The 21,698-nt window shown below is 63.1% G+C and carries 21 protein-coding genes; 4 read left to right on the top strand and 17 right to left on the bottom strand.

Going from position 1 to position 21,698, the window contains the following annotated elements; translation table 11 throughout:
- Positions 1-42 precede the first annotated feature (42 nt).
- The 4 genes from hfq to tsf all read left to right on the top strand — a co-directional run bounded on the left by hfq (position 43) and on the right by tsf (position 3,589).
- Positions 43-276 carry an RNA chaperone Hfq gene (gene hfq, locus AKL02_RS10450; RefSeq protein WP_078521029.1) on the top strand — a complete coding sequence of 78 codons (234 nt, stop codon included), beginning with the start codon at positions 43-45 and terminating at the stop codon, positions 274-276.
- Between the two features lie 33 nt (positions 277-309).
- The gene (gene hflX / locus AKL02_RS10445; RefSeq protein WP_083076858.1) at positions 310-1,596 is read left to right on the top strand and encodes a GTPase HflX; all 1,287 of its coding nucleotides are present in this window, start codon (positions 310-312) and stop codon (positions 1,594-1,596) included.
- 270 nt (positions 1,597-1,866) lie between these two features.
- The gene (gene rpsB / locus AKL02_RS10440; RefSeq protein WP_078540912.1) at positions 1,867-2,634 is read left to right on the top strand and encodes a 30S ribosomal protein S2; all 768 of its coding nucleotides are present in this window, start codon (positions 1,867-1,869) and stop codon (positions 2,632-2,634) included.
- A 73-nt stretch (positions 2,635-2,707) separates the two neighbouring features.
- A complete protein-coding gene (tsf, locus tag AKL02_RS10435) occupies positions 2,708-3,589 on the top strand; it encodes a translation elongation factor Ts (protein ID WP_078520695.1) in 882 nt (293 codons plus the stop codon).
- Between the two features lie 85 nt (positions 3,590-3,674).
- Here tsf and AKL02_RS10430 read toward each other — a convergent pair whose 3' ends face one another.
- From AKL02_RS10430 to tkt, 17 genes are all read right to left on the bottom strand, one after another.
- Positions 3,675-4,442: a helix-turn-helix transcriptional regulator gene (locus tag AKL02_RS10430; protein WP_078520694.1), complete on the bottom strand. Its 768-nt coding sequence runs from the start codon at positions 4,440-4,442 to the stop codon at positions 3,675-3,677.
- A 149-nt stretch (positions 4,443-4,591) separates the two neighbouring features.
- On the bottom strand, positions 4,592-6,343 hold the full coding sequence (locus tag AKL02_RS10425; protein ID WP_083076855.1) for a SulP family inorganic anion transporter: 1,752 nt from the start codon (positions 6,341-6,343) through the stop codon (positions 4,592-4,594).
- A 24-nt stretch (positions 6,344-6,367) separates the two neighbouring features.
- Complete coding sequence (locus tag AKL02_RS10420) at positions 6,368-6,808, bottom strand: protein tyrosine phosphatase family protein (protein WP_083076851.1); 441 nt, start codon at positions 6,806-6,808, stop codon at positions 6,368-6,370.
- Positions 6,809-6,876: 68 nt separating this feature from the next.
- Complete coding sequence (locus AKL02_RS10415; RefSeq protein WP_167543750.1) at positions 6,877-7,740, bottom strand: MBL fold metallo-hydrolase; 864 nt, start codon at positions 7,738-7,740, stop codon at positions 6,877-6,879.
- 48 nt (positions 7,741-7,788) lie between these two features.
- Positions 7,789-8,490 (bottom strand): HAD family hydrolase, encoded by a 702-nt coding sequence (locus AKL02_RS10410; RefSeq protein ID WP_083076843.1) that lies wholly within the window; start codon positions 8,488-8,490, stop codon positions 7,789-7,791.
- Complete coding sequence (locus AKL02_RS10405; RefSeq protein ID WP_078520689.1) at positions 8,484-9,146, bottom strand: phosphoglycolate phosphatase; 663 nt, start codon at positions 9,144-9,146, stop codon at positions 8,484-8,486. Before AKL02_RS10405 ends, AKL02_RS10410 begins: the two co-directional genes overlap by 7 nt.
- Positions 9,143-9,697, bottom strand: a complete 555-nt coding sequence (locus AKL02_RS10400; RefSeq protein ID WP_083076841.1) for a thioredoxin family protein — start codon at positions 9,695-9,697, stop codon at positions 9,143-9,145. The genes AKL02_RS10405 and AKL02_RS10400 overlap by 4 nt, the downstream gene beginning before the upstream one ends.
- Before the next feature lie 8 nt (positions 9,698-9,705).
- Positions 9,706-10,662 (bottom strand): MBL fold metallo-hydrolase, encoded by a 957-nt coding sequence (locus tag AKL02_RS10395; protein ID WP_232621595.1) that lies wholly within the window; start codon positions 10,660-10,662, stop codon positions 9,706-9,708.
- Positions 10,663-10,664: 2 nt separating this feature from the next.
- A complete protein-coding gene (locus AKL02_RS10390; protein ID WP_083076839.1) occupies positions 10,665-11,573 on the bottom strand; it encodes an MBL fold metallo-hydrolase in 909 nt (302 codons plus the stop codon).
- Between the two features lie 112 nt (positions 11,574-11,685).
- On the bottom strand, positions 11,686-12,387 hold the full coding sequence (gene rpe / locus AKL02_RS10385; RefSeq protein ID WP_083076837.1) for a ribulose-phosphate 3-epimerase: 702 nt from the start codon (positions 12,385-12,387) through the stop codon (positions 11,686-11,688).
- A gap of 15 nt (positions 12,388-12,402) precedes the next feature.
- Complete coding sequence (locus tag AKL02_RS10380) at positions 12,403-14,730, bottom strand: nitric oxide reductase activation protein NorD (protein ID WP_083076836.1); 2,328 nt, start codon at positions 14,728-14,730, stop codon at positions 12,403-12,405.
- Positions 14,731-14,742: 12 nt separating this feature from the next.
- Positions 14,743-15,579: a CbbQ/NirQ/NorQ/GpvN family protein gene (locus AKL02_RS10375; protein ID WP_078550355.1), complete on the bottom strand. Its 837-nt coding sequence runs from the start codon at positions 15,577-15,579 to the stop codon at positions 14,743-14,745.
- An 83-nt stretch (positions 15,580-15,662) separates the two neighbouring features.
- The gene (locus AKL02_RS10370; protein ID WP_078520682.1) at positions 15,663-16,028 is read right to left on the bottom strand and encodes a ribulose bisphosphate carboxylase small subunit; all 366 of its coding nucleotides are present in this window, start codon (positions 16,026-16,028) and stop codon (positions 15,663-15,665) included.
- A 41-nt stretch (positions 16,029-16,069) separates the two neighbouring features.
- Complete coding sequence (locus AKL02_RS10365; RefSeq protein ID WP_078540934.1) at positions 16,070-17,503, bottom strand: form I ribulose bisphosphate carboxylase large subunit; 1,434 nt, start codon at positions 17,501-17,503, stop codon at positions 16,070-16,072.
- A 71-nt stretch (positions 17,504-17,574) separates the two neighbouring features.
- Complete coding sequence (gene fba, locus AKL02_RS10360; protein WP_083076834.1) at positions 17,575-18,654, bottom strand: class II fructose-bisphosphate aldolase; 1,080 nt, start codon at positions 18,652-18,654, stop codon at positions 17,575-17,577.
- Positions 18,655-18,698: 44 nt separating this feature from the next.
- On the bottom strand, positions 18,699-19,700 hold the full coding sequence (gene gap, locus AKL02_RS10355; RefSeq protein ID WP_078601427.1) for a type I glyceraldehyde-3-phosphate dehydrogenase: 1,002 nt from the start codon (positions 19,698-19,700) through the stop codon (positions 18,699-18,701).
- Between the two features lie 13 nt (positions 19,701-19,713).
- Positions 19,714-21,687, bottom strand: coding sequence for a transketolase (tkt, locus tag AKL02_RS10350; protein ID WP_083077539.1), 1,974 nt, complete (start codon positions 21,685-21,687; stop codon positions 19,714-19,716).
- Between the last annotated feature and the right edge of the window lie 11 nt (positions 21,688-21,698).

Below are 21,698 nucleotides of genomic sequence, written 5' to 3'. Positions count from 1 at the left end.
GCAGGCGCCCGGACGCGAGACACGAACAAGGGCAAGAACAATATGGCTGGCGATAGACAGAACCTGCAGGACGCATTCCTCAATCACGTTCGCAAAACGAAGGTTCCGGTCACGATATTTTTGATCAACGGGGTGAAGCTGCAGGGTGTCATCACCTGGTTTGACAACTTCTGCGTGCTTCTGCGCCGCGATGGGCAATCTCAGCTTGTCTACAAGCATGCGATCTCGACGATCATGCCGGGACAGCCTATTTCGCTTTACGAAGGCGACGACTAAGCGTCGCGACACGCGGCTTTAGCGATACATATCTTGAGCGAAACGACCTCTACCGAGACGCCCGATACCCGGGCCTACGTGATCCATCCCGACATCCCGTCGCGAGAGGGCCAACGGCACTTGCCCCAATTCGCGCTGTCCGAAGCGGTCTCGCTGGCCGCCGCCCTGCCGCATCTGCAGGTCATCGGCGAGGAGATCGTCAAGCTGCGCAAGCCCGAGCCGGGCAAGCTGTTCGGCCAGGGCAAGCTCGCCGAGATCAAGGAGCGGCTGGAAGCGAACGAGATCGACCTCGTTTTCATCGACGGGCCGGTGACGCCCGTGCAGCAGCGTAACCTAGAGAAGGAATGGGGGGTGAAGCTCCTCGACCGGACCGGGTTGATCCTCGAAATCTTCGCCGACCGTGCGCGCACCCGTGAAGGTGTGCTGCAGGTGGAACTGGCCGCGCTGAGCTATCAGCGCACGCGGCTGGTGCGGGCCTGGACCCACCTCGAGCGTCAGCGGGGCGGGCTCGGCTTCGTCGGCGGCCCCGGCGAGACCCAGATCGAGGCCGACCGCCGCGCCATCGACGAGCAGATCGTGCGCTTGCGCCGCCAGCTTGTGAAGGTCGTGAAGACCCGCGAGCTGCACCGGGCCGCGCGCCGCAAGGTGCCGTTCCCGATCGTGGCGCTTGTGGGCTATACCAATGCCGGGAAGTCCACGCTGTTCAACCGCGTGACCGGGGCGGAAGTGTTGGCGAAGGATATGCTCTTCGCCACGCTCGACCCGACGATGCGCGGGCTGGAGCTGCCGACCGGGCGCAAGGTGATCCTGTCCGACACGGTGGGCTTCATCTCGGACCTGCCGACGCAGCTTGTCGCCGCCTTCCGTGCGACGCTGGAAGAGGTGCTCGAAGCCGATCTGATCCTGCATGTCCGAGACATCTCGCATCCCGAGACCGAAGAGCAGGCGGAGGATGTGAACGACATTCTCGCCAAGCTGGGCGTCGCCAAGGAAGTGCCGCTGATCGAGGTCTGGAACAAGATGGACGCCGTCCCGCCCGATCAGCGCCGCGCGCTGATGGTGCAGGAAGCCCGCGAGCCCGATCTGCAGGCGATCTCGGCGCTGACCGGCGACGGGCTCGACGCGCTTCTGACGGCGATCGACGAGAAGCTCTCGGAAGAACGCTACCAAGAGGAAATCACGCTCCGCTTTGCGGATGGGCGCAAGCGCGCCTGGCTGCACGAGCAAAACGTGATCCGCGGCGAGACCCAGACCGAAGAGGGCTGGAGTTTCGAGGTCGAATGGACCGGCAGCCAGCGCAACCGGTTCCGGGCGCTGTAGGCTGGGTCGACCGGGGCAGGGGCGCTGCCCCTCTTCGCTGACGCGAATTCACCCCGGGATATTTTCACCAAGCCGAAGCGGGCCGCGTGGGAAGTTTTTCGCGGTGCGTGACGTGACCGGAGGGGTTGCCAAGCCTGCGCGATGGGTCTATATCGCGCGCACTTCACAGGCGGAGGCGGGCCGATGGGGGAGACATCCTCAAAGGTCCACCGGTTGGGGCATCTGCCCTGAGACCCTCCGCTCAGGCGCAAACCGGAAAAGGAATTGGACATGGCGCTTCCTGAATTCTCCCTGCGTCAGCTCTTGGAAGCTGGCGTTCACTTTGGCCACCAGACGCAGCGTTGGAACCCCCGTATGGGTCAGTACATCTATGGCGAGCGTAACGGCATCCACATCATCGATCTGACGCAGACCGTTCCGATGCTCGATCAGGCTCTGCAGGTCATCCGCGACACCGTTGCGAAAAACGGCCGCGTTCTCTTCGTCGGCACCAAGCGTCAGGCTGCTCGCCCGATCGCTGAAGCCGCTGAGAAATGCGCACAGTATTACATGAACCACCGCTGGCTCGGTGGCACGCTGACCAACTGGAAGACCGTCTCCCAGTCGATCAAGCGTCTCAACGAGATCGACGAGAAGCTCGCGGAAGGCGCTGAGGGCCTGACCAAGAAAGAGCGTCTCGGCATGGAGCGTGACCAGGCGAAGCTTCAGGCGTCGCTCGGCGGTATCCGCGAAATGGGCGGTCTGCCGGACCTGCTGTTCGTGATCGACGTGAACAAGGAAGACCTCGCCATCGCGGAAGCCAAGAAGCTCGGCATCCCGGTCGTGGCCGTGGTCGACACCAACTGCCCGCCGAACGGCGTGGATTACGTGATCCCGGGCAACGATGACGCGGCGCGCGCCATCGCGCTCTATTGCGACCTCGCTTCGCGCGCAGCTCTCGACGGCATGTCGGCCCAGATGGGCGCCGCAGGCGTGGACGTCGGTGCCCTGACCGAGACCCCGGTCGAAGAGGCGCTGACCGAGGCTGAGGCTCAGTAAGCCACGGCCGTCACCCAGATGACATGAGGGCGGGGTATCCCGCCCTCGCAGAGTTCTTGAAGGAGATCCGACCATGGCGATTACCGCCGCTCAGGTGAAGGAACTGCGCGAAGCTACCGGCGCAGGCATGATGGACGCGAAAAAAGCGCTGACCGAGACCGATGGCGACATGGACGCCGCCGTTGACTGGCTGCGCACCAAGGGCCTCGCGAAAGCCGCGAAGAAATCCGGCCGCGTCGCGGCTGAAGGTCTCGTCGCTGTCGCCGTGAACAACGGCAAGGGCGTCGCGATCGAGATGAACTCGGAAACCGATTTCGTCGCGAAGAACGCTGATTTCCAGAAGCTGGTCTCGGACATCGCGGAAGTCGCTCTGGAAACCGGTGAAGATGTCGAAGTCGTTAAGGCTGCGCATCTCAACGGCAAGAAGGTCGAAGACGTGATCACCGACGCCATCGCGCGTATCGGCGAGAACATGAACCTGCGCCGCATGCACATCCTCGAAGGCGACACGCTGGTGCATTACGTGCACAACGCCGCCGCCGACGGTATGGGCAAGATCGGTGTGCTCGTCGCGCTGAACGGCGCCGACAACGGCATCGGCAAGCAGATCGCGATGCATATCGCGGCGACCAACCCGGCCGCGCTGTCCGAAGCCGATCTCGACCCCGCGGTCCTCGAGAAGGAAAAGCAGGTTCAGATCGACATCGCACGTGAATCGGGCAAGCCCGAGCAGGTGATCGAGAAGATGATCGAAGGCCGCATGAAGAAATTCACCGCGGAAGTCACGCTGCTGAACCAGCAATTCGTCGTCAACCCCGACCTCACCGTCGGTCAGGCTGCGAAAGAAGCTGGCGTCGAAATCACCGGCTTCGTCCGGATGGAAGTCGGCGAAGGCATCGAGAAGAAAGAAGAAGATTTCGCTGCCGAAGTGGCGAAGACCGCAGCTGGCAACTAAGCCCGCGCCTCTTCTTTGAAATTAGAAACGCCGCCCTGATCGGGGCGGCGTTTTTCGTTTGCGGGCAAGGCGTTGCGCGGCGAACTTAACGTGCCGCCGCCGCATGCGAGGCGTTGAGGAAGATCTGCTTCTGCACCGAGGCTTTCATCACCGCCTGCGCGGTGGTGTCGACATCGAGCGCTTCGCGCGCCAGCCTCAGGTGTTTCTCCACCGTGGATGGCGTCAGCCCCATGATGATCGCGATATCGGCGGTCGTCTTCCCTTCGGCCACCCATTCGAGCACTTCACGTTGCCGATCCGTCAGCGGGCGGCGTCCGGTGGAATAGGGCATGGTGGAGATGCGCAGATGTACGAGGCTGTTCATCACCATCAACTCGCGCTCGTTCTCGCGCCAGATGCGGTCGATCTCGTCCTGGCTCAACCCCGGCCGCCCCACGAGGCCGATCGCGCCGCGCGCGTAGGAGAGCGGATCGGAAAATCCGATCGAGTAGCCCGTACGGATTCCGAAGCGGTGGTTGATTTCGATGACTTCGATCTCGCCCGGAGTGAGCTCGCCCCGCATCGCACGGTCTGCCACCACGCGCCATGAACAGGGGCCGTCGTTCTGCGCTGCCCACTGAACCATCGGGGCGTTGCGGTATTTTCCCTCCCCGACAAAAATATCGAGATATTCCTTCGGGTGGTTCGATAGGATCAACAAATCGTCTTCGTGGCCGAAATTGTTGCCCTTTCGGAAACTTGTGAAGCCATAGATCAAACGATGGAACCCGTAGCGTTCCATTTCTTGGCAGTGACGTGACCAGATCTCCTGCACCGATTTCGCGCGTAAGACTGCCTCGCAAAAGGATAACATCGCGTTTCACCTCACAATTAGGTAGGTCGCGTAGCTCGTTACTACTATTCCAGCGCGCGAATTCTCCGCTCCGGAAGATATATCCGAATGTCCTATTTTCTGGGCGTTATGGCAACCCGCATGGGCGCCGATCTAGGCCGCGAAGTGCTTTAGCGATGGGTCTCGATGCGGCTCTCGTGCGCGCAACCTTGGGTGGTCTCGGGGGCAAGGGTCGCCAGCGCGTCATAATGGGTGAGGTAGATCTGCCCGGTCAGATGCGTGATCAGGTCCGAGCGCGTGAGCCGGTCCATCACCGGACCCTTCACTTCGGACAGGTGCAGCCGCACGCCCGCATCGTTGAGCTGGTCGTTCACCTCTTCCAGCGCCTCGAGCGCGGACATGTCGATATGGTTGATCGCGGGGCAGTTCAGCACGACATGCTTGATCGTCTCGTCGCTGGCGATGCGGTCGTAGATCATCTCCTCGACGAAGCGGGCATTCGGGAACCACAGGCTCTCGTCGATGCGCAGGCTGAGGATGCCCGGCGCGCAGCTCACGCGGTGGCGTTGAATATTGCGGAAATGCTCGGTGCCGGGAACCTGACCCAGTTCGGCCACGTGCGGGCGCGAGCTGGCCCATAGCCGCAGCGCGATCGAGAGAATGACGCCGAAGGCGATGCCGTCCTCGACGCCCCAGATCAGCGTGACCAGCACGGTCAGCGCCATGCCAATGCCTTCGCGCGGTGCGTATTTGAACGTACGCTTAAGCGCTTTGGTGTCGACCAGCGTCAGCACCGAGACGAAGATCGTGGCCGCGAGCGTCGCTTGCGGCAGATAATAGAGGGCAGGGGTCAGGGTGAAGGTCGCGAGCGCCACCCCGATCGCGGTGAAGGCCCCGGCGGCGGGCGTTGTCGCGCCGGCCTCGAAACTGACGACGGAGCGCGCGAACCCGCCCGTGATCGGGAAGGACCCCGAGATCGCGGAGCCGATGGAGGCGCCGCCCAATGCGATGAATTCCTGATCCGGGTCGATGCGCTGACGTTTCTTCGCGGCCAGTGTCTGGGCGACGGAGATCGTCTCGACATAGCCGATGATCGCTATCAGCAGCGCCGGGACAAAGAGTTCCTTCCAGAGCGCGAGATCGGCGGGCGGAAGGCTCGGCGTCGGGAAGCCGAGCGGCACGGTGCCCACCACGCGGACGCCGCGCCCCTCCAGCCCGAAGAGCCAGGTGATCAGGATGGTCGCGGCCACCGCATAGACGGGGGCCGCGCGGGTCAGGATCGCCGCGAGCCGCTCGGACAGCCCCGCCTTCAGCAGGCGCGGTTTCAACCCGCGCCGCGCCCAAAACAGGAAGACCAGCGACAGGATCGAGATGACGACCGTGTAGCCGTTGGTCTGGCCGAGATGCGCCCAGAGCCCGCCGAGAATGTCGAAAATGCCGCCGCTTTCGCCCTGAATGCCGAAGAAATGCTTCATCTGACCCGCAGCGATCAGGATGCCCACGGCGGAGGTGAAGCCCGACAGAACCGGGTGGCTGAGGAAGGCCGTGATGAAGCCCATCCGCAGGAAGCCCATGATCACCAGCATCACGCCCGACAGGAAGGCCAGCGCCACGGCGGCGGCGATATATTCAGGCGTGCCCTGTGCCGCGACTTTGCCCACCGCGGCAGCGGTCATCAACGAGATCACCGCGACGGGCCCCACGGCCAGAGGCCGCGAGGTGCCGAAGACTGCGTAGATCAGCAGTGGCAGTACCGAGGCGTAAAGCCCGTATTCCGGCGGCATGCCAGCCAGCAGCGAGTAGGCCAGCGATTGCGGGATCAGCATGATCGTCACAATCACAGCCGCGATCAGATCGGCCTCGAAGGTCGGGCGATCGTAGTCGCGCCCCCAGCTGAGGATCGGCAGGTAGCGTTTGAGCATCTCGGTCTTCGGATTAGGCGCGGATCAGGCCTGATCGCGGCGGCTGGCGTAATACTGCATCACCGGCACCAGCGAGGAATGGTCATAGCCCGCTTCGGCCGCCGTGGCGACGATCTTGTCGATCTCCATTTCCCCCGCTTGGCTGACCCCCCACAGATGCGACGAGCGGGTGCCCGAGCGGCAATAGCCCAAGGCGGGCTTTTCCGCGGCATCCATGATCGTTGCGAAATCGTCGACCAGTTCCAGGCTCAGTTCGCCGGGATAATAGGGAAGGTAATAGGGGGTGAGGCCATGCGACTGGCACAGCGCCGCGATTGCGTCCGAGCGTTGATCCGCGTCCTCGATCTCTTCGTCGGGGCGATTGATGATCAGCGTGCGAAAGCCCATTTCGGCGAGCTTCGGCACGTCCTCGGGCTCGATCTGCGGGGCGACGGAAAACTCGTCGGTAAGTTTGCGCAGTTCCATAATCTGTCCTGTTATCCTGCCTTTAGATGGAGACGGGCGGGATCATGCCCGCCCGCTCTCTTATGGTCTCAGAGCCCGTTCACCGGAACTTTGAGATAGGTCTTGCCCTCGTCATCGGCGGGCGGCATCTGGCCTGCGCGCATGTTCACCTGCAGCGAGGGGATGATCAGCTTCGGCATCGCCAGCGTCGCGTCGCGCTCGGTGCGCATCTTGACGAATTCGGCCTCGGACTTGCCGCCGCCGATATGGATGTTGCGCGCCTTTTCCTCGGCCACGCTGGTTTCCCACGCGTATTCGTCACGGCCCGGAGCCTTGTAGTCGTGGCCCACGAAGATGCGGGTCTCGTCGGGCAGGGTGAGGATTTTCTGGATCGAGGAATAGAGCGTTTCTGCCGACCCTCCGGGGAAGTCGCAGCGCGCGGTGCCGAAATCGGGCATGAAGAGCGTATCGCCCACGAAGGCCGCATCGCCGATCACGTAGGTGAGGCAAGCGGGCGTGTGGCCCGGCGTGTGCAGGACCTTGCCTTCAAGTGCGCCCACGGTGAACGTGTCGCCTTCCTTGAAGAGCTTGTCGAACTGTGAGCCGTCGCGCTGGAATTCGGTGCCTTCGTTGAAGATCTTGCCGAACGTGTCCTGCACGACCTGAATGCGGTCGCCGATACCGATCTTGCCGCCGACGCGCTCCTGAATATAGGGCGCGGCGGAGAGGTGGTCGGCATGGACGTGGCTCTCGAGGATCCATTCCACCTCAAGACCGTTTTCCTGCACATAGGCGATGACCTCGTCGGCGGATTTGGTATCCGTGCGACCCGAGGAATAGTCGAAATCGAGCACGCTATCGACGACGGCGCAGGATTTGCTGCCCGGATCTTTCACCACGTAAGAGACGGTGAAAGTCGCGGTGTCGAAAAACGCTTTGACGTCAGGTTTGATCATGGCGGCCTCCGTTAACCTGCCCAGCAGATAGTGCCGGGGATAATCTTATGAAATTGCGGCACTCTGTCCCAGCCCTTCCGTGATCTCGGGCGGTAAGGCATGCGAGAGGTCGGGAAGAACCCACTCCGCGCTCGAGAAATCGCCCCCGTCGGTATAGGCCGAAGGGGTTATCAGCACGCGAAGCCCAGCCCCTTGCGCCGATTGTAGACCCATTTCGCTATCCTCGAAAGCGATGCAGGCCTCGGGCGGCAGATGCAACCGGTTCAGCGCCAGCTCGAACACGTCGGGCGCGGGCTTCTTTGTCTCCACCTCGTCGCCCGCTGCGATCGCGTCGAACAGGTGATCGGGATCGGCGCCCAGCGTCGCGCGGATCAGCGCATCGACATTGGGCCGGTTCGTGGTCGTGGCGATGGCGAGCTTCAATCCCGCGTCGCGCGCAATGGCGATCAGCCGCGCCACGCCGGGGCGCAGCGGCACCTCGCCGTCGGTTATGATCTCGACATAACGCCGGGTCTTGATCTTGTGCAGTTCGGCGATTTCGTCGTCAGAGGGGCCGAAGCCCATGACCTCGCGGTGGCGCGCCATGCGCTCCTTGCCGCCGGTGGTCTTCAGGAGTTCGCGGTACGTTTCCTGCGACCAGTTCCAGTCGACGCCGCGCGCCGCGAAGGTCTCGTTGAAGGCGCGGCGATGCGCTTCTTCGGTCTCGGCCAGCGTGCCGTCGACGTCGAAGATCAGCGCGCTCACCATTTCCAGCCCTCCACCAGACCGGGCAGCATCGCCCAATCCGAGAAGGCCACGTCATGGGGCACTTCGGTCAGCGGCGTCTTGCGATAGCCCTCGGAATAGATCGCGAAGGGCGCCTGCGCGTTCACCGCCGTTTCCGCATCGACCTCGGAGTCCCCGACATAGATCATCGCGCCGCCGCCGAGCGCCTGATGGCAATGGTGCAGCATCTGCGGCTCGGGCTTGCGGGTGGGCATGGAATCCCCGCCCAGCGTCAGCTCGAAATACTCCCAGAGACCGACATGGCGCAAAGCGGCCTCGGCGGGCGCGAAGGGCTTGTTGGTGCACACGGCCATCCGGCAGCCCATCTCCTTGAGCGTGTCGAGCGCGGCGATCACGTTGGGATAGGGCACGTTGCCCTCCACGTCCGTCTCGTAGCGCGCGATCAGCGCGTGCTCCACACGGGCGAAAAGCGGCCCGTCCGGATCTTCGCCCGAGGTGATCAGCAACTGGCGCACGAGGTTGGGCACGCCCTTGCCGACGAAGCTACGGATCATTGGAAGCGAGAGCGGTTCGAAGCCCATCTCGGTCAGCACGGCATTCGAGACGGCATGGATCGCGGGCACGGAGTCGATCAGCGTCCCGTCGAGGTCGAAGATGACGGAAGGGGCGTCGCTCATGCGGCTTTCCACTTGATCGAGCAGCCCATCGACGGGATCTGGTCGCGCGGGCCTTCGCCGGTTTCCGCGACCATCATCATGCCCTCGTAAAGCTCGCGCTTGGCGTCTGCCGCAGCGGCCTGCTTGGTCGAGGCATCGAGACGCCCGCGATATTGCAGCCCGTCATCGGCGTTGAAACCGAAGAAATCGGGGGTGCAGGCGGCGCCGTAGGCCTTCGCCACCGCCTGGCTTTCGTCATAGAGATAGGGGAAGGGGAAGCCCTTCTCCTCGGCCAGTTTGGCCATGTTCTCGAAGCTGTCCTCGGGGTAGTCGTCGACATCGTTGGCCGAGATCGCCACGACCCCGATCCCCGCTTTCTGCAACTCCGCCGCATCGCGCAGGATGCGGTCGAGGATCGACTGGACATAGGGGCAATGGTTGCAGATGAACATCACGAGCGTGCCCTTGGGGCCACGGATGTCTTCAAAGCTATATTGCTTGCCATCGGTGCCGGGCAGGGTGAAGCCCGGAGCCTTCCAGCCGAAATCGCAGACGGGGGGTGTGACGGCCATGAGACCTCCTATTCGAATTCCATTTCCTCGTAGACGACGCCCGCGTTCTTCGTCGCCAGTTCCTCGAACGTGTCGAGGTTTTTGTAGGGGCTCTGATCCACGTAGTAGGCCTCGGTCAGATCGCCACCATTGTCGATATGCTCACCGATCTTGCCGCGCAGGTATTTCAGGTAGCCTGTCGTGCCCCGCGTGACCTTGTCGAGATTGGTCGGGTGGCCGTGACCGGGGATGATGAAGGCGGGCTCCAGCGGCGCGAATTTGGTCTCGAAGGTCTCGATCCAGCAGCTCGTGCAGGTGCCCGAGAAGATCGGCGGCATCCGTTCGGAGAAGGCGATATCGCCCGCGATCATGAACTTCTGCTCCGGCAGCCAGACCTGCGTGTCGCCGGGGCTGTGCGCGGGGCCGAGATGCATCACTTCGATGGTCATGTCGCCCATCTCGATGACGCGCTTGTCCTCGAAGGTCTCGGTGGGCAGTTTCGGATCGGTGCCCTCGGCGGTCTCCTTGCCGTAAGACTTCAGCGCTTCGAAAGCGCCGCCTGCGTCCTGCTCGAACTCGGCCGCCGCATCGACATGGGCGAGCACCGGCACACCCTGTTCGATCCAGTAATTATTGCCGAGCATCGCATGGCCCTGACCGTTCTCGTTGATCACCAGCTTCACCGGCTGATCGGTCACCGCCTTGATCTCGTCATGCAGCGCGCGGGCGAGCTGATAGGACGCGCCGGAATTCACCACGACCACGCCATCGCCGGTGACGATGAAGCTGAGATTGTTGTTATGGCCCGAATTCTCATAGGTCGGCGGCGCGGTGGCCCCGATCGAAGTCCAGACGCCGGGGATCACCTCATAGGGCTTCGAATAGAGAACCGAGCCGGGATACATGTCCGGCACGTCCTCCGAGGCGAGCGCGGGGCTTACATGAAGAAGCCCCGCCAAGACGCTGGTCAAAAGAAGTTTTTTCACCCTCAGACCTCCGGCACGTAGCGATAGGCGTCGCCGTCGCGCTCGACCCGGCCCAGACCACCTTCGGGCAGGTGATAGCCGATGATCGGCAGCTTATCGGTCGCAAGCTGATCCAGCAGCGCCACGCGGGTCTTTGCGCCCAGCTCCGGGTTCTGATCCGAGCCCGCCTCCATGCCCGGCGCCGCGAAGGCGAGGTAGTGGTTCACGATCGCATCGCCGATGATGAAGGCCTGCGTGTTGCCGTTCTTGATGTGGAAGGACATGTGACCGGGCGTATGGCCGGGGGTCATCTGCGCCATGATGCCGGGCAGGATTTCCGCGCCATCGCCGAAAGTGTCGATCTGATCTTCAAGGATTTCGAGGCGGCGCAGCGCGCCGGCCGCGAAGGTCTTGCGGCCATCGTCGATCGTGTCGAGCGTCTCGGGATTCAGCCAATATTCGAACTCGTCCTTGCCCATCATGTGCTGGGCGTTAGCGAAGAACGGCTCGTCGAAATCGTCGAGCACACCCCAGAGGTGATCCGGGTGGCCATGGGTGAAGACGACATGGGTCACGTCATCGGGCGCGACTTCGAGCGCATCCATCGCTTCCATCAGCTTGCCCGCCGAGGGCATGAAATCATTGCCCGAGCCCACGTCGAACAGCACCGTGTTGGTCCCGTCGCGATAGAGCGTGACATTGCAGGGCGGCTCGACCGAGTCTCCGGTGATGCCGTATTTCTCAAGGATCGGCTTGGCCTCGGGGTTATCGGTCACGAAGCCGATCGGCAGCACGAGATTGCCATCGGACAGCGTGTCGAGCCGGGCCGATCCCATTTCGAGGGTCTGGGCGGCGAAGCTGAGCCGGGGAAGGGCGGTCATGGCGCCCATCGCCAGCCCTCCGCGCAGAATGGTGCGTCGCGTGAAAGTCATGCCAGTCCTCCCTTACTGGTATTCAATTCCACGAATATGAACGAGAGGCGGCGGCAGGGCAAGCGGTCAGATCACGGTTTTGCGACCGCGCCGCCCTGCGTCGTTCTGCTCGTCATTGCGCCGCTTTGAGGGCCCCCTGTGCCGCTTCGCGGATCGCGCGCATATTCGCGCCATAGACCTCGGGTTTGTCGACCGAACCGCCCTTGAAGACGGCCGAGCCAGCCACGAAGCAATCCGCGCCGGCTTCGACCAGCGGGCCGACCGTGGTCGGATCGACGCCGCCATCCACCTGAATGTGAATCTCGCGATCGCCAATCATTTCGCGCACTTGGCGGACCTTATTGATGCTGGAGGGGATGAATTTCTGACCACCGAAGCCGGGGTTCACGCTCATCACGAGAACCATGTCGACGAGGTCGAGCAGTTCCGAGATCACGTTGGCAGGCGTTCCGGGGTTCAGCGAGATGCCGCATTTCACGCCCTGCGCCTTGATCGCCTGCAGCGTGCGATGCGGGTGCGGGCCGGCCTCCCAATGCGCCACGATCATATCGGCGCCCGCTTCGGCATAGGCTTCGATGTAGGGATCGACAGGCGCGATCATCAGGTGGACGTCCATGAAGGTCTTCACATGCGGGCGGAACGCTTTCACGGCGGGCGGGCCGAAGGTGAGGTTCGGCACGAAATGCCCGTCCATCACGTCGACATGGACCCAATCGGCCCCCTGATCTTCGATGGCGCGGATCTCGGCGCCGAAATTGGCGAAATCGGCCGACAGGATCGAGGGCGCGATCTTGATGGAACGGTCAAAGCTCATGGGGTCCTCCGGGGATCATTTCGTCAGTTGCGCGAACAGGGTCGGCAGTTTCTCGGGCAGGCGCTCGACCTGATCGATCACGGTGAAGTTGTTGGCCCCGAAAATGCGCGACACATAGGCGTCGGCCTCGGGGTCCAGCGTCAGACAATAGCTGTTAATGCCGATCTGCTGGAGTTCCGCAACCGCCTTCTTGGCATCCATGCGCAGATATTGCGGGTCGCGCTCGTCGATATCGGCCGGTTCGCCATCGGTGACGATCAGAAGCAGCTTATGCGCCTCGGGGCGCAGGCTCAGGTGATGAGCGGCATGGCGCATCGCAGCGCCCATCCGGGTCGAGAGCCCGCCTTTCATGCCCGCGAGGCGGCCTTTGACCTCGGAATCGAGCTTCTGCTCGAAATCCTTGAAGCGCTGGTACTGCACGTCGTGGCGACCGTCCGAGGAAAAGCCGTGGATCGCGAACGGGTCGCCGATGCCCGAGATTGCCGAGGCCACGAGCGCAGAGGCCTCGCGCGTCAGCTCCAGCACGGTCTTGTCCGAGCCGCGCACGGTTTCGTTCGTGCTTTCCGACAGGTCGAGCAGGATGCAGACCGCCAGATCGCGCCGGTTGATGACGTTGCGCATGGTGATCCGCATGTCGGGCTGCATCCCGATCCGCTGCATCACCATCGCATCGACGGCGGCGTTGATATCCAACTCGTCGCCATCCTCCAGCCGCCGCTGGCGCGAGATACCCTGCGGGCGCAGCCGGTCGACGATCTGTTTGATGCGATGCCGGATGCCGCGATGCGCAGTCAGGATTGTGTCGATCTCGTCCGGGTCGCCCATCGGCGGGCGGTGTTCATAGACGGTCGACCAGGATGGGCGCATCAGCTGCACCTTGTAATCCCACTCGCCGTAATGAAACGGGTCCGAGATCGGGGCCTTGCCCTCCATCTCGTTATAGCTGACGCCCTCATCCTCGTAGGGGAACAGCTCTGACGACAGCACCCAGACCTCCTGCGCATCGTCACCTGCGGTCTCGACATCGACCTCGTTGACGAATTCCATCAGGCCCACGCGCTTGCGCACCTGACCCTGCGCGGGCTGGTAGGCGTTCTGGTTCGACCAGTCGTAATCCGAGAGCGACCAGATGAAGCGGTTGTCGTCGCGATACGGAATTTTCAGAGATTCGAGAATGCGAAGGGACGGCACCGCGCGGCGCTGCGCCAGCAGGTTGAACAGCTCGACCCCGAGCGACCAGGAGAACATCGTCTCGCGCGCATTGCCCGCAATCTCGCTGTGGAAGGTCTCGACGAGATTGTCGATCTCCAGATCACCGGTGCGGGTGCCGGGCGTGTTGAGCGCGCGGGCGACTATTTCCAGCAGATACATCGTCTCGTGCTCGTAAGCTCCGTGCGGCGTGTCCGGCATCAGCCGGTCGAACATCGCGCGCAGCCCCGGAAAGGCCTGCGTCGCGCAATACTCGACGCGCGCATCCTCGATCATGCCGATCAGGAAGATCTGCGCGGGGTTCAGCGCTTCCTGCCCCAGCCCGTGATCGGAATAGACGATATGGGCCGCCATATGGGCGCACATCGCGCGGTAGAGATCGAGGCCGGAGGCGCCGTTGATCCCGTCCACCGCATCGGGCAGATGCAGCGCGCCGTCCTCGATGAAGGGGCGGAAGCCTTCGAAGTCGGCGGCAGAGGGACGCAGGAAGAAATCGCGGGCCCAGAAGGCGCGGAGGTAGAAGTTCAAGCGACGCTGGCTGTCGATGAATAGCGTGCCGCGGCGTTCCTGTTTGAGCACCGCACGGCTGTCTTCCGAAACAAGCCCGAAGTAATCCGCCTGTTTCGGCAGGTCGCGGCGATAGGCTTCGGCCCCGAAATCCACCCAGCGGCGCAGACCCGAGAGGGTGAGTTTGCTCAACAGCTCTTCGAGCACGCCGAACATCGGACGCAGGCCCCGCGGCGCGCGGGCCGCCAGCCGGTGCAGCAGCGCGAGATAGCCGCGCAGCAGTTCCGGGTCGCCGAAGCGGTTGGCGGCGCCGGGCAGCGTGTCGAGCATCAGCACCAGGATCTCGCCCGAGACCATCGAGGCCAGTTTCAGGACCGCGCCCACGACATCGCGGATCACGTCCTCTCCGCATTCCTTGGCGACCTGCGGCATCTCGTCGAGATAGGAGATCAGCAGCCGCGGGCCCTTGCCGAGCGAGGTCATGGCCTTCGCGCCGTCCATGTAATCCTTGAGACCGGCGGGCGACATCATCCGCGCCGCCTCGTGGAAGAGCCCGTCGAGGGTCTCCTCCAGCTCCGGCGCGGATTTGATCAGATCGGCGGCGTAATCGTCGAGATCGACCTTCATCGGACGCGCTCCTTACGCCACCTTCGAACTGTCGGTGATCTCGGGGAAGAAGGTCTGGACGGCCGCCTGCAACGTGTCGCGCATATCCGCGTCATCGGTCAGCGGCTCCACCAGCGCCATCTGGCAGGCGGCGGGCGCGGGAATGTCCTGCGAGATCAGCTGGCCCGCATAGACCAGAAGGCGCGTGGACATGCCCTCGTCGAGGCCGTGGCCCTTGAGGTTGCGCGAGCGTTCGGCCACCTGAACGAGGCGTTCGGCGGTCTTGAGGTCGATCCCGGCCTCGTGGCTCACGATCTCGGCCTCGGTCGCGGCCTGCGGGTAGTCGAAGCTCATCGCGCCGAAGCGCTGCTTGGTCGATTGCTTGAGGTCCTTCATCATCGACTGGTAGCCGGGGTTATACGAGATCACGACCTGAAAATCGGGATGCGCGTCGACCAGCTCGCCTTTCTTCTCGAGCGGCAGTTGGCGGCGGTGGTCGGTCAGCGGGTGGATCACGACGGTGGTGTCCTGACGGGCCTCCACGACCTCGTCGAGATAACAGATCGCGCCGATCCGCGCGGCGACGGTCAGCGGGCCGTCCTGCCACTTGGTGCCGTTGATATCGAGGAGGAACCGCCCGATCAGGTCGGACGCGGTCATGTCCTCGTTACAGGCCACGGTGATGAGAGGACGCTGCAACTTCCACGCCATATATTCGACGAAACGCGACTTGCCGCAGCCCGTGGGGCCCTTGAGCATCACCGGCATGCGCACGTCATAGGCGGCGGCATATTGCTCGATCTCGTTGCCGACGGGCCGGTAATAGGGCTCGGTCTTCACACGGAACTGGTCTGGGTCGATATCGCTCATGGGTGGCTCTCCGTCGCGCTGGAAAATCCGGAAAAATGGGGCAGGGCGGGCCGCCGCGATCGGCAGCCCGCCCCGGTGTCAGATCAGGCAGAGGCCGACATGTCGGCGCGGTGCACCACCATCGAGGTGCCCTGCGTCTGCTTGAAGTTGTCGTAGCCGACGAGGCGGACATGGTTGCCCGGGTTCGCCTTCTTGCACATCTCGATCTCGCGGAAGATCGCATCGACATCGGTTTCCCCGAACATCGGCAGCTTCCACATATACCAGAAGTTCGACCGCATATTCTCGGGCTCGGTATGCTCGATGGCCGGGTTCCAGCCTTTCGAGACGATGTATTCCACCTGCTTGCGCAGCTCGTCGTCGTTGAGCTGGGGCAGATAGGAGAAGGTGCCCATCTTGCGGCTGTTCGGGTCCGAAATACGCGAGCCGTAATCTTGCATTTCACTCATGGTGTCAGTCCTTTCTCAGGCGTTGGTGGGAGGGGCGCGCCTTAGCGGTGCGCCACGTCCAGCTTGTCCACGGTGTCGAACTCGAACTTGATCTCTTTCCACGTCTCCATGGCGATCTTGAGTTCGGGCGAGTGCTTGGCGGCCGAGGTCATGATGTCTTTCGACTCCTTCTCGAGATCGCGGCCCTCGTTGCGTGCCTTGACGCAGGCCTCGACCGCGACGCGGTTGGCCGCTGCGCCGGCTGCGTTGCCCCAGGGGTGGCCCAGCGTGCCGCCGCCGAACTGAAGGCAGCTGTCATCGCCGAAGATGTTGACCAGCGCGGGCATGTGCCACACGTGGATGCCGCCCGAGGCCACCGGGAGCACGCCCGGCATCTGGCCCCAGTCCTGATCGAAGAAGATGCCGCGCGAGCGGTCTTCCTTGACGTATTTGTCGCGCATCAGGTCGATCCAGCCCAGCGTCGCTTCGCGGTCGCCTTCGAGCTTGCCGACGACGGTGCCCGAATGCAGGTGGTCGCCGCCCAGAAGGCGCAGCATCTTCGCGAGAACGCGGAAGTTGATGCCGTGCTTGGGGTGGCGGTCGATCACGCCATGCATCGCGCGGTGGACGTGCAGCAGCATGCCGTTATCGCGGCACCAGCGGCTCAGCGAGGCCTGCGCGGCCCAGCCCATCGTCAGGTAGTCCGACATGATGATCGGCGAGCCGATTTCCTTGGCGAACTCGGCGCGCTTATACATTTCTTCGATGTTCGGCGCGGTGACGTTCAGGTAGTGGCCCTTGCGCTCGCCGGTCTCGCGCTCGGCTTTCTCGATCGCTTCCTGACAGAACTCGAAACGGTCACGCCAGCGCATGAAGGGCTGCGAATTGATGTTCTCGTCATCCTTGGTGAAGTCGAGACCGCCACGTAGCGCCTCATAGACCGCGCGGCCGTAGTTCTTCGCCGACAGACCGAGCTTCGGCTTGATCGTGCAGCCGAGGAAGGGACGACCGTATTTGTCGAGCTTGTCGCGCTCGACCTGAATGCCGTGGGGCGGGCCGTCGCAGGTGGTCACGAACCACAGCGGGAAGCGCACATCTTCCAGACGCAGTGCACGGACGGCCTTGAAACCGAACACGTTGCCCACGAGCGAGGTGAAGACGTTGACGACTGAGCCTTCCTCGAACAGACCCATCGGGTAGGCGATGAACGCGTAGTAGCTCTCGTCGTCGCCCGGCACGTCCTCGATCGCATAGGCGCGACCCTTGTAGTAGTCGAGATCGGTCAGCAGGTCGGTCCAGACGGTGGTCCAGGTGCCGGTCGAGGATTCCGCGGCGACGGCGGCTGCGGCTTCCTCACGCGGGACGCCGGCCTGCGGCGTGATCTTGAAGACGGCGAGCACGTCGCTGTCCTTGGGGGTGTAGTTCGGCTCCCAGTAGGTTTCACGGTACTCTTTGACGCCGGCGCTGTATTTACCGGGATTTGCATGCTGGTTCATCGGGGTCTCCTTATCTCCCTAAATCCGATATCTGCGGCCCCGGGCGCTCGACTGCCGGGATCGCGGGTGTGTCAGGCGGCTTTTGCAGCCGAAATCACCGGGTCGAGCGATCCGTCGGCATAGCGCTTGGCCATGTCGTCGAGGTCGATCACCTTGATCTTGCTGGCATTCCCGGCGGTGCCGAAGCGCTGGAACCGGTCGAGGCAGAGCTTCTCCATCTCTTCCATCGCGGGGATCATGAATTTGCGCGGGTCGAACTCTGTCGGCTTGTCTTGGGCGACCTTGCGGAACTGCGCCGTCAGCGCCATGCGGTTGTCGGTGTCGATATTGACCTTGCGCACGCCCGACTTGATGCCGCGCTCGATCTCTTCGACCGGGACGCCGTAGGTCTGGGGCATCTCGCCGCCGGATTCGTTGATCAGGTCCTGCAGATATTGCGGAACGCTGGACGAGCCGTGCATGACCAGATGCACATTCGGGATCTTCGCGTGGATCTTCTCGATCTGGCTGATCGCGAGGATGTCGCCCGTGGGCTTGCGCGAGAACTTGTAGGCGCCGTGGCTGGTGCCGCAGGCGATCGCCAGCGCGTCGACCTTGGTCAGCTTGACGAAATCGAGCGCCTCGTCGGGATCGGTCAGCAGCTGGTCATGTCTGAGTTTGCCAACCGCGCCCGAGCCGTCTTCCTCCGCCGCTTCGCCGGTCTCGAGATTGCCGAGCACGCCCAATTCGCCCTCGACCGAAGCGCCGACCCAATGGGCCATGTCGGCCACGCGCTTGGTGATCGCGACATTGTAGTCCCAATCGGCGGGGGTCTTCATGTCTTCCTTCAGCGAGCCGTCCATCATCACCGAGGTGAAGCCGTGGCGGATCGCGGTGAGGCAGGTGGCCTCGTTATTGCCGTGGTCCTGATGCATGCAGAGCGGGATATCGGGATACATCTCCGACAGCGCCTGGATCATGTGGCGCAGCATGATGTCGCCGGCATAGCTACGCGCGCCGCGCGAGGCCTGCATGATGACGGGGGCGTCGCATTTCGCCGCCGCCTTCATGATGGCGATCCCCTGTTCCATGTTGTTGATGTTGAACGCCGGCACGCCGTAGCCGTATTCCGCGGCGTGATCGAGCAATTGTCTAAGCGTAATCAATGCCATATCAGGTGTTCCTTACGTTGTGGGCCAAACGGTTCGAACCGCGGTTAGAGGAGCTTTCCCATCGCGACGGCGGTGTCCGCCATGCGGTTGGAGAAACCCCATTCGTTGTCGTACCAGCTGAGGATGCGGACCATCCGGCCATCCATCACTTTGGTCTGGTCCATGTGGAAGACCGACGAGTGAGGATCGTGGTTGAAGTCGCTGGAAACATTGGGTTTGTCGGTGTAGCCGAGGATGCCTTTCATCGGGCCGTCAGCGGCGGCGCGGATAGCCGCGTTGACCTCTTCGACGGTGGTGTCCTTCGCGGCTTCGAAGACCAGATCGACCACGGAGACATTCGGCGTCGGCACGCGGATCGCGACACCGTCGAGCTTGCCATTGAGCTCCGGCAGCACGAGGCCCACGGCCTTCGCAGCGCCGGTCGAGGTCGGGATCATCGACAGCGCGGCGGCGCGGGCGCGATACATGTCGGAATGCATCGTATCGAGCGTCGGCTGGTCGCCGGTATAGCTGTGGATCGTCGTCATGAAGCCTTTAGAGATGCCGATCGCGTCATTGAGCGCCTTGGCGACCGGCGAGAGGCAGTTCGTCGTGCAGGATGCGTTCGAGACGACCAGATCGTCCTTGGTTAGCGCACCGTCATTGACGCCGAAAACGATAGTCTTGTCGGCACCGGCCGCCGGGGCGGAGACCAGAACGCGCTTAGAGCCGTTCTCGAGATGGAAGGCTGCTTTCTCCCGCGCGGTGAAGATGCCCGTGCATTCCATCGCGATGTCCACGTCGCCCCAGGGCAGTTCCTTGGGATCGCGGATCGCGGTGACCTTGATCTTGCCGCGGCCTGCGTCGATCCAGTCCTCGCCGGTGGTAACCTCCTGCGGGAAGCGGCCGTGGACGCTGTCGAATTGCAGCAGATGGGCGTTGGTTTCGACCGGGCCGAGATCGTTGATCGCGATCACCTCGATATCGGTGCGACCCGATTCAATGATCCCGCGCAGCACGTTGCGGCCGATACGTCCAAACCCGTTGATGGCAACTTTAACCGTCATTCTCGTTAGTCCCTCAGATCAGTTCTTTTGCTTCCGAAACAATCGCTTCGGACGTGATGTTGAAGTGTTTGTAGAGCGCCGGGGCAGGGGCCGAGGCCCCGAAACCGGTCATGCCGACGAAGCGGTCCTCGGGCCGCAGGAAGAGATCCCAGCCCTGACGGATCGCCGCCTCGCAGCCGACGCGCGGGGCATCGCCCAGAACCTCGGCGCGATACGCCGCGTCCTGCTTCTCGAAGAGCTCGAAACACGGTGCGGAGACGACCGCCGCGTTGATCCCTTGCTCGGCCAGCTGGTCGGCTGCCGCCATCGCGATCTCGACCTCGGACCCGGTGGCGATCAGCGTCACGTCGCGGGCCTCGGGGGCACGCAGCAGATAAGCGCCGCGGGCGGTGAGGTTCTCGTCCGTGTGTTCGGTGCGAACCGTCGGCAGACCCTGACGCGAGGCCACGATCATCGTCGGCGTGGCCGTCGAGGTCATGGCGATTTCCCAGGCCTCGGCGGTCTCCACCGCATCAGCCGGCCGGAGGATGAGCAAGTTTGGAATGGCTCGGAGCGAGGCCAAATGCTCTACCGGCTGATGGGTGGGACCGTCCTCGCCGAGGCCGATCGAGTCATGGGTCATGACATAGCAGGTCGGCACGCCCATCAGCGCCGACAAACGAATTGCGGGGCGGCAGTAATCCGCGAAGGCCATGAAGGTGCCGCCATAGGGGCGCAGCCCGCCATGGAGCACGATCCCGTTCATCGCGGCGGCCATGCCGTGCTCGCGAATGCCGTAATGGATGTAATCGCCGGTGAAATCGGTGGGCGTGATCGATTTCATGCCCGAGGATTTCGTGAGGTTCGAGCCGGTCAGATCGGCCGAGCCGCCCACGGTGAAGGGCAGGGTGGCGTTGACCACTTCCAGCGCCATCTGGCTCGCCTTGCGGGTCGCGACCTTGGGTTTGTCTTCCGACAGCTTGCGCTTGTAGGCGGCGATCGCGGCGGTCAGGGGGCTGGTGTCAGCCTCTTCGGCGGCGAGGAATTCGGCGCGGGCGGTTGCGGTGTTCAACCGCTGTTCCCACTCCGCCCGCGCCCGCGCGCCTCGCGACGCGATCCGGCCCCATTCGTCGTAAATCGCCGCAGGGATGTCGAAGGGCGGGTGATCCCAATGCAGCTGCTTTCGCGCGGCGGCAATTTCCTTGTCGCCCAGCGGTGCGCCATGCACATCGTGGCCGCCTTGCTTGTTCGGCGCGCCGAAGCCGATGATAGTGCGGCAGGCGATCATCGAGGGGCGCGGATCCTGACGGGCGGCCTCGATCGCGTCGGCGATCTCGGTGGGCGTATGGCCGTCGCATTCGAGCACGTGCCAGCCAGCCGCCGCGAAACGCGCCTTCTGATCCATCGAGGTCGACAGATCCGTGTCACCGTCGATGGTGATCGAATTGTCGTCCCACATCACGATCAGCTTGCCGAGCCCGAGATGCCCCGCGAGGTCGACCGCCTCGTGGCTGATCCCTTCCATCAGGCAGCCGTCGCCAGCGATTACATAGGTGAAATGATCCACAAGATCAGAGCCATAACGCGCGTTCTTCATCTTCTCGGCAATCGCCATCCCGACCGCGGTCGCGATCCCCTGACCGAGCGGCCCTGTGGTCACTTCGATCCCATCGGCATGGCCGTATTCCGGGTGGCCTGCGGTGCGCGAGCCCAGCTGGCGGAACGCCTTGATCTGGTCCATGCCCATGTCTTCATAGCCCAGCAGATGGTTGATCGCGTAGATCAGCATCGAGCCATGGCCCGCCGACAGAACAAAGCGATCGCGGTCGGGCCATTTCGGCGCGGTGGGATCGATATTCATGAAGCGGTTGAACAGAACGGTCGCCACATCCGCCATGCCCATCGGCATCCCGGGATGGCCCGAATTGGCCTTTTGCACCGCATCCATCGTAAGCGCACGGATTGCATTCGCCATGCGCGTTTCTTGAGTGATTTGAATGTCTTTCATCACCTTGTTCA

The organism is Thioclava electrotropha, assembly GCF_002085925.2.
GTDB classification, from domain to species: Bacteria; Pseudomonadota; Alphaproteobacteria; order Rhodobacterales; family Rhodobacteraceae; genus Thioclava; species Thioclava electrotropha.
Note: the sequence above shows the minus strand (reverse complement) of the source record. Positions and strands in the feature narration are given on the sequence as shown.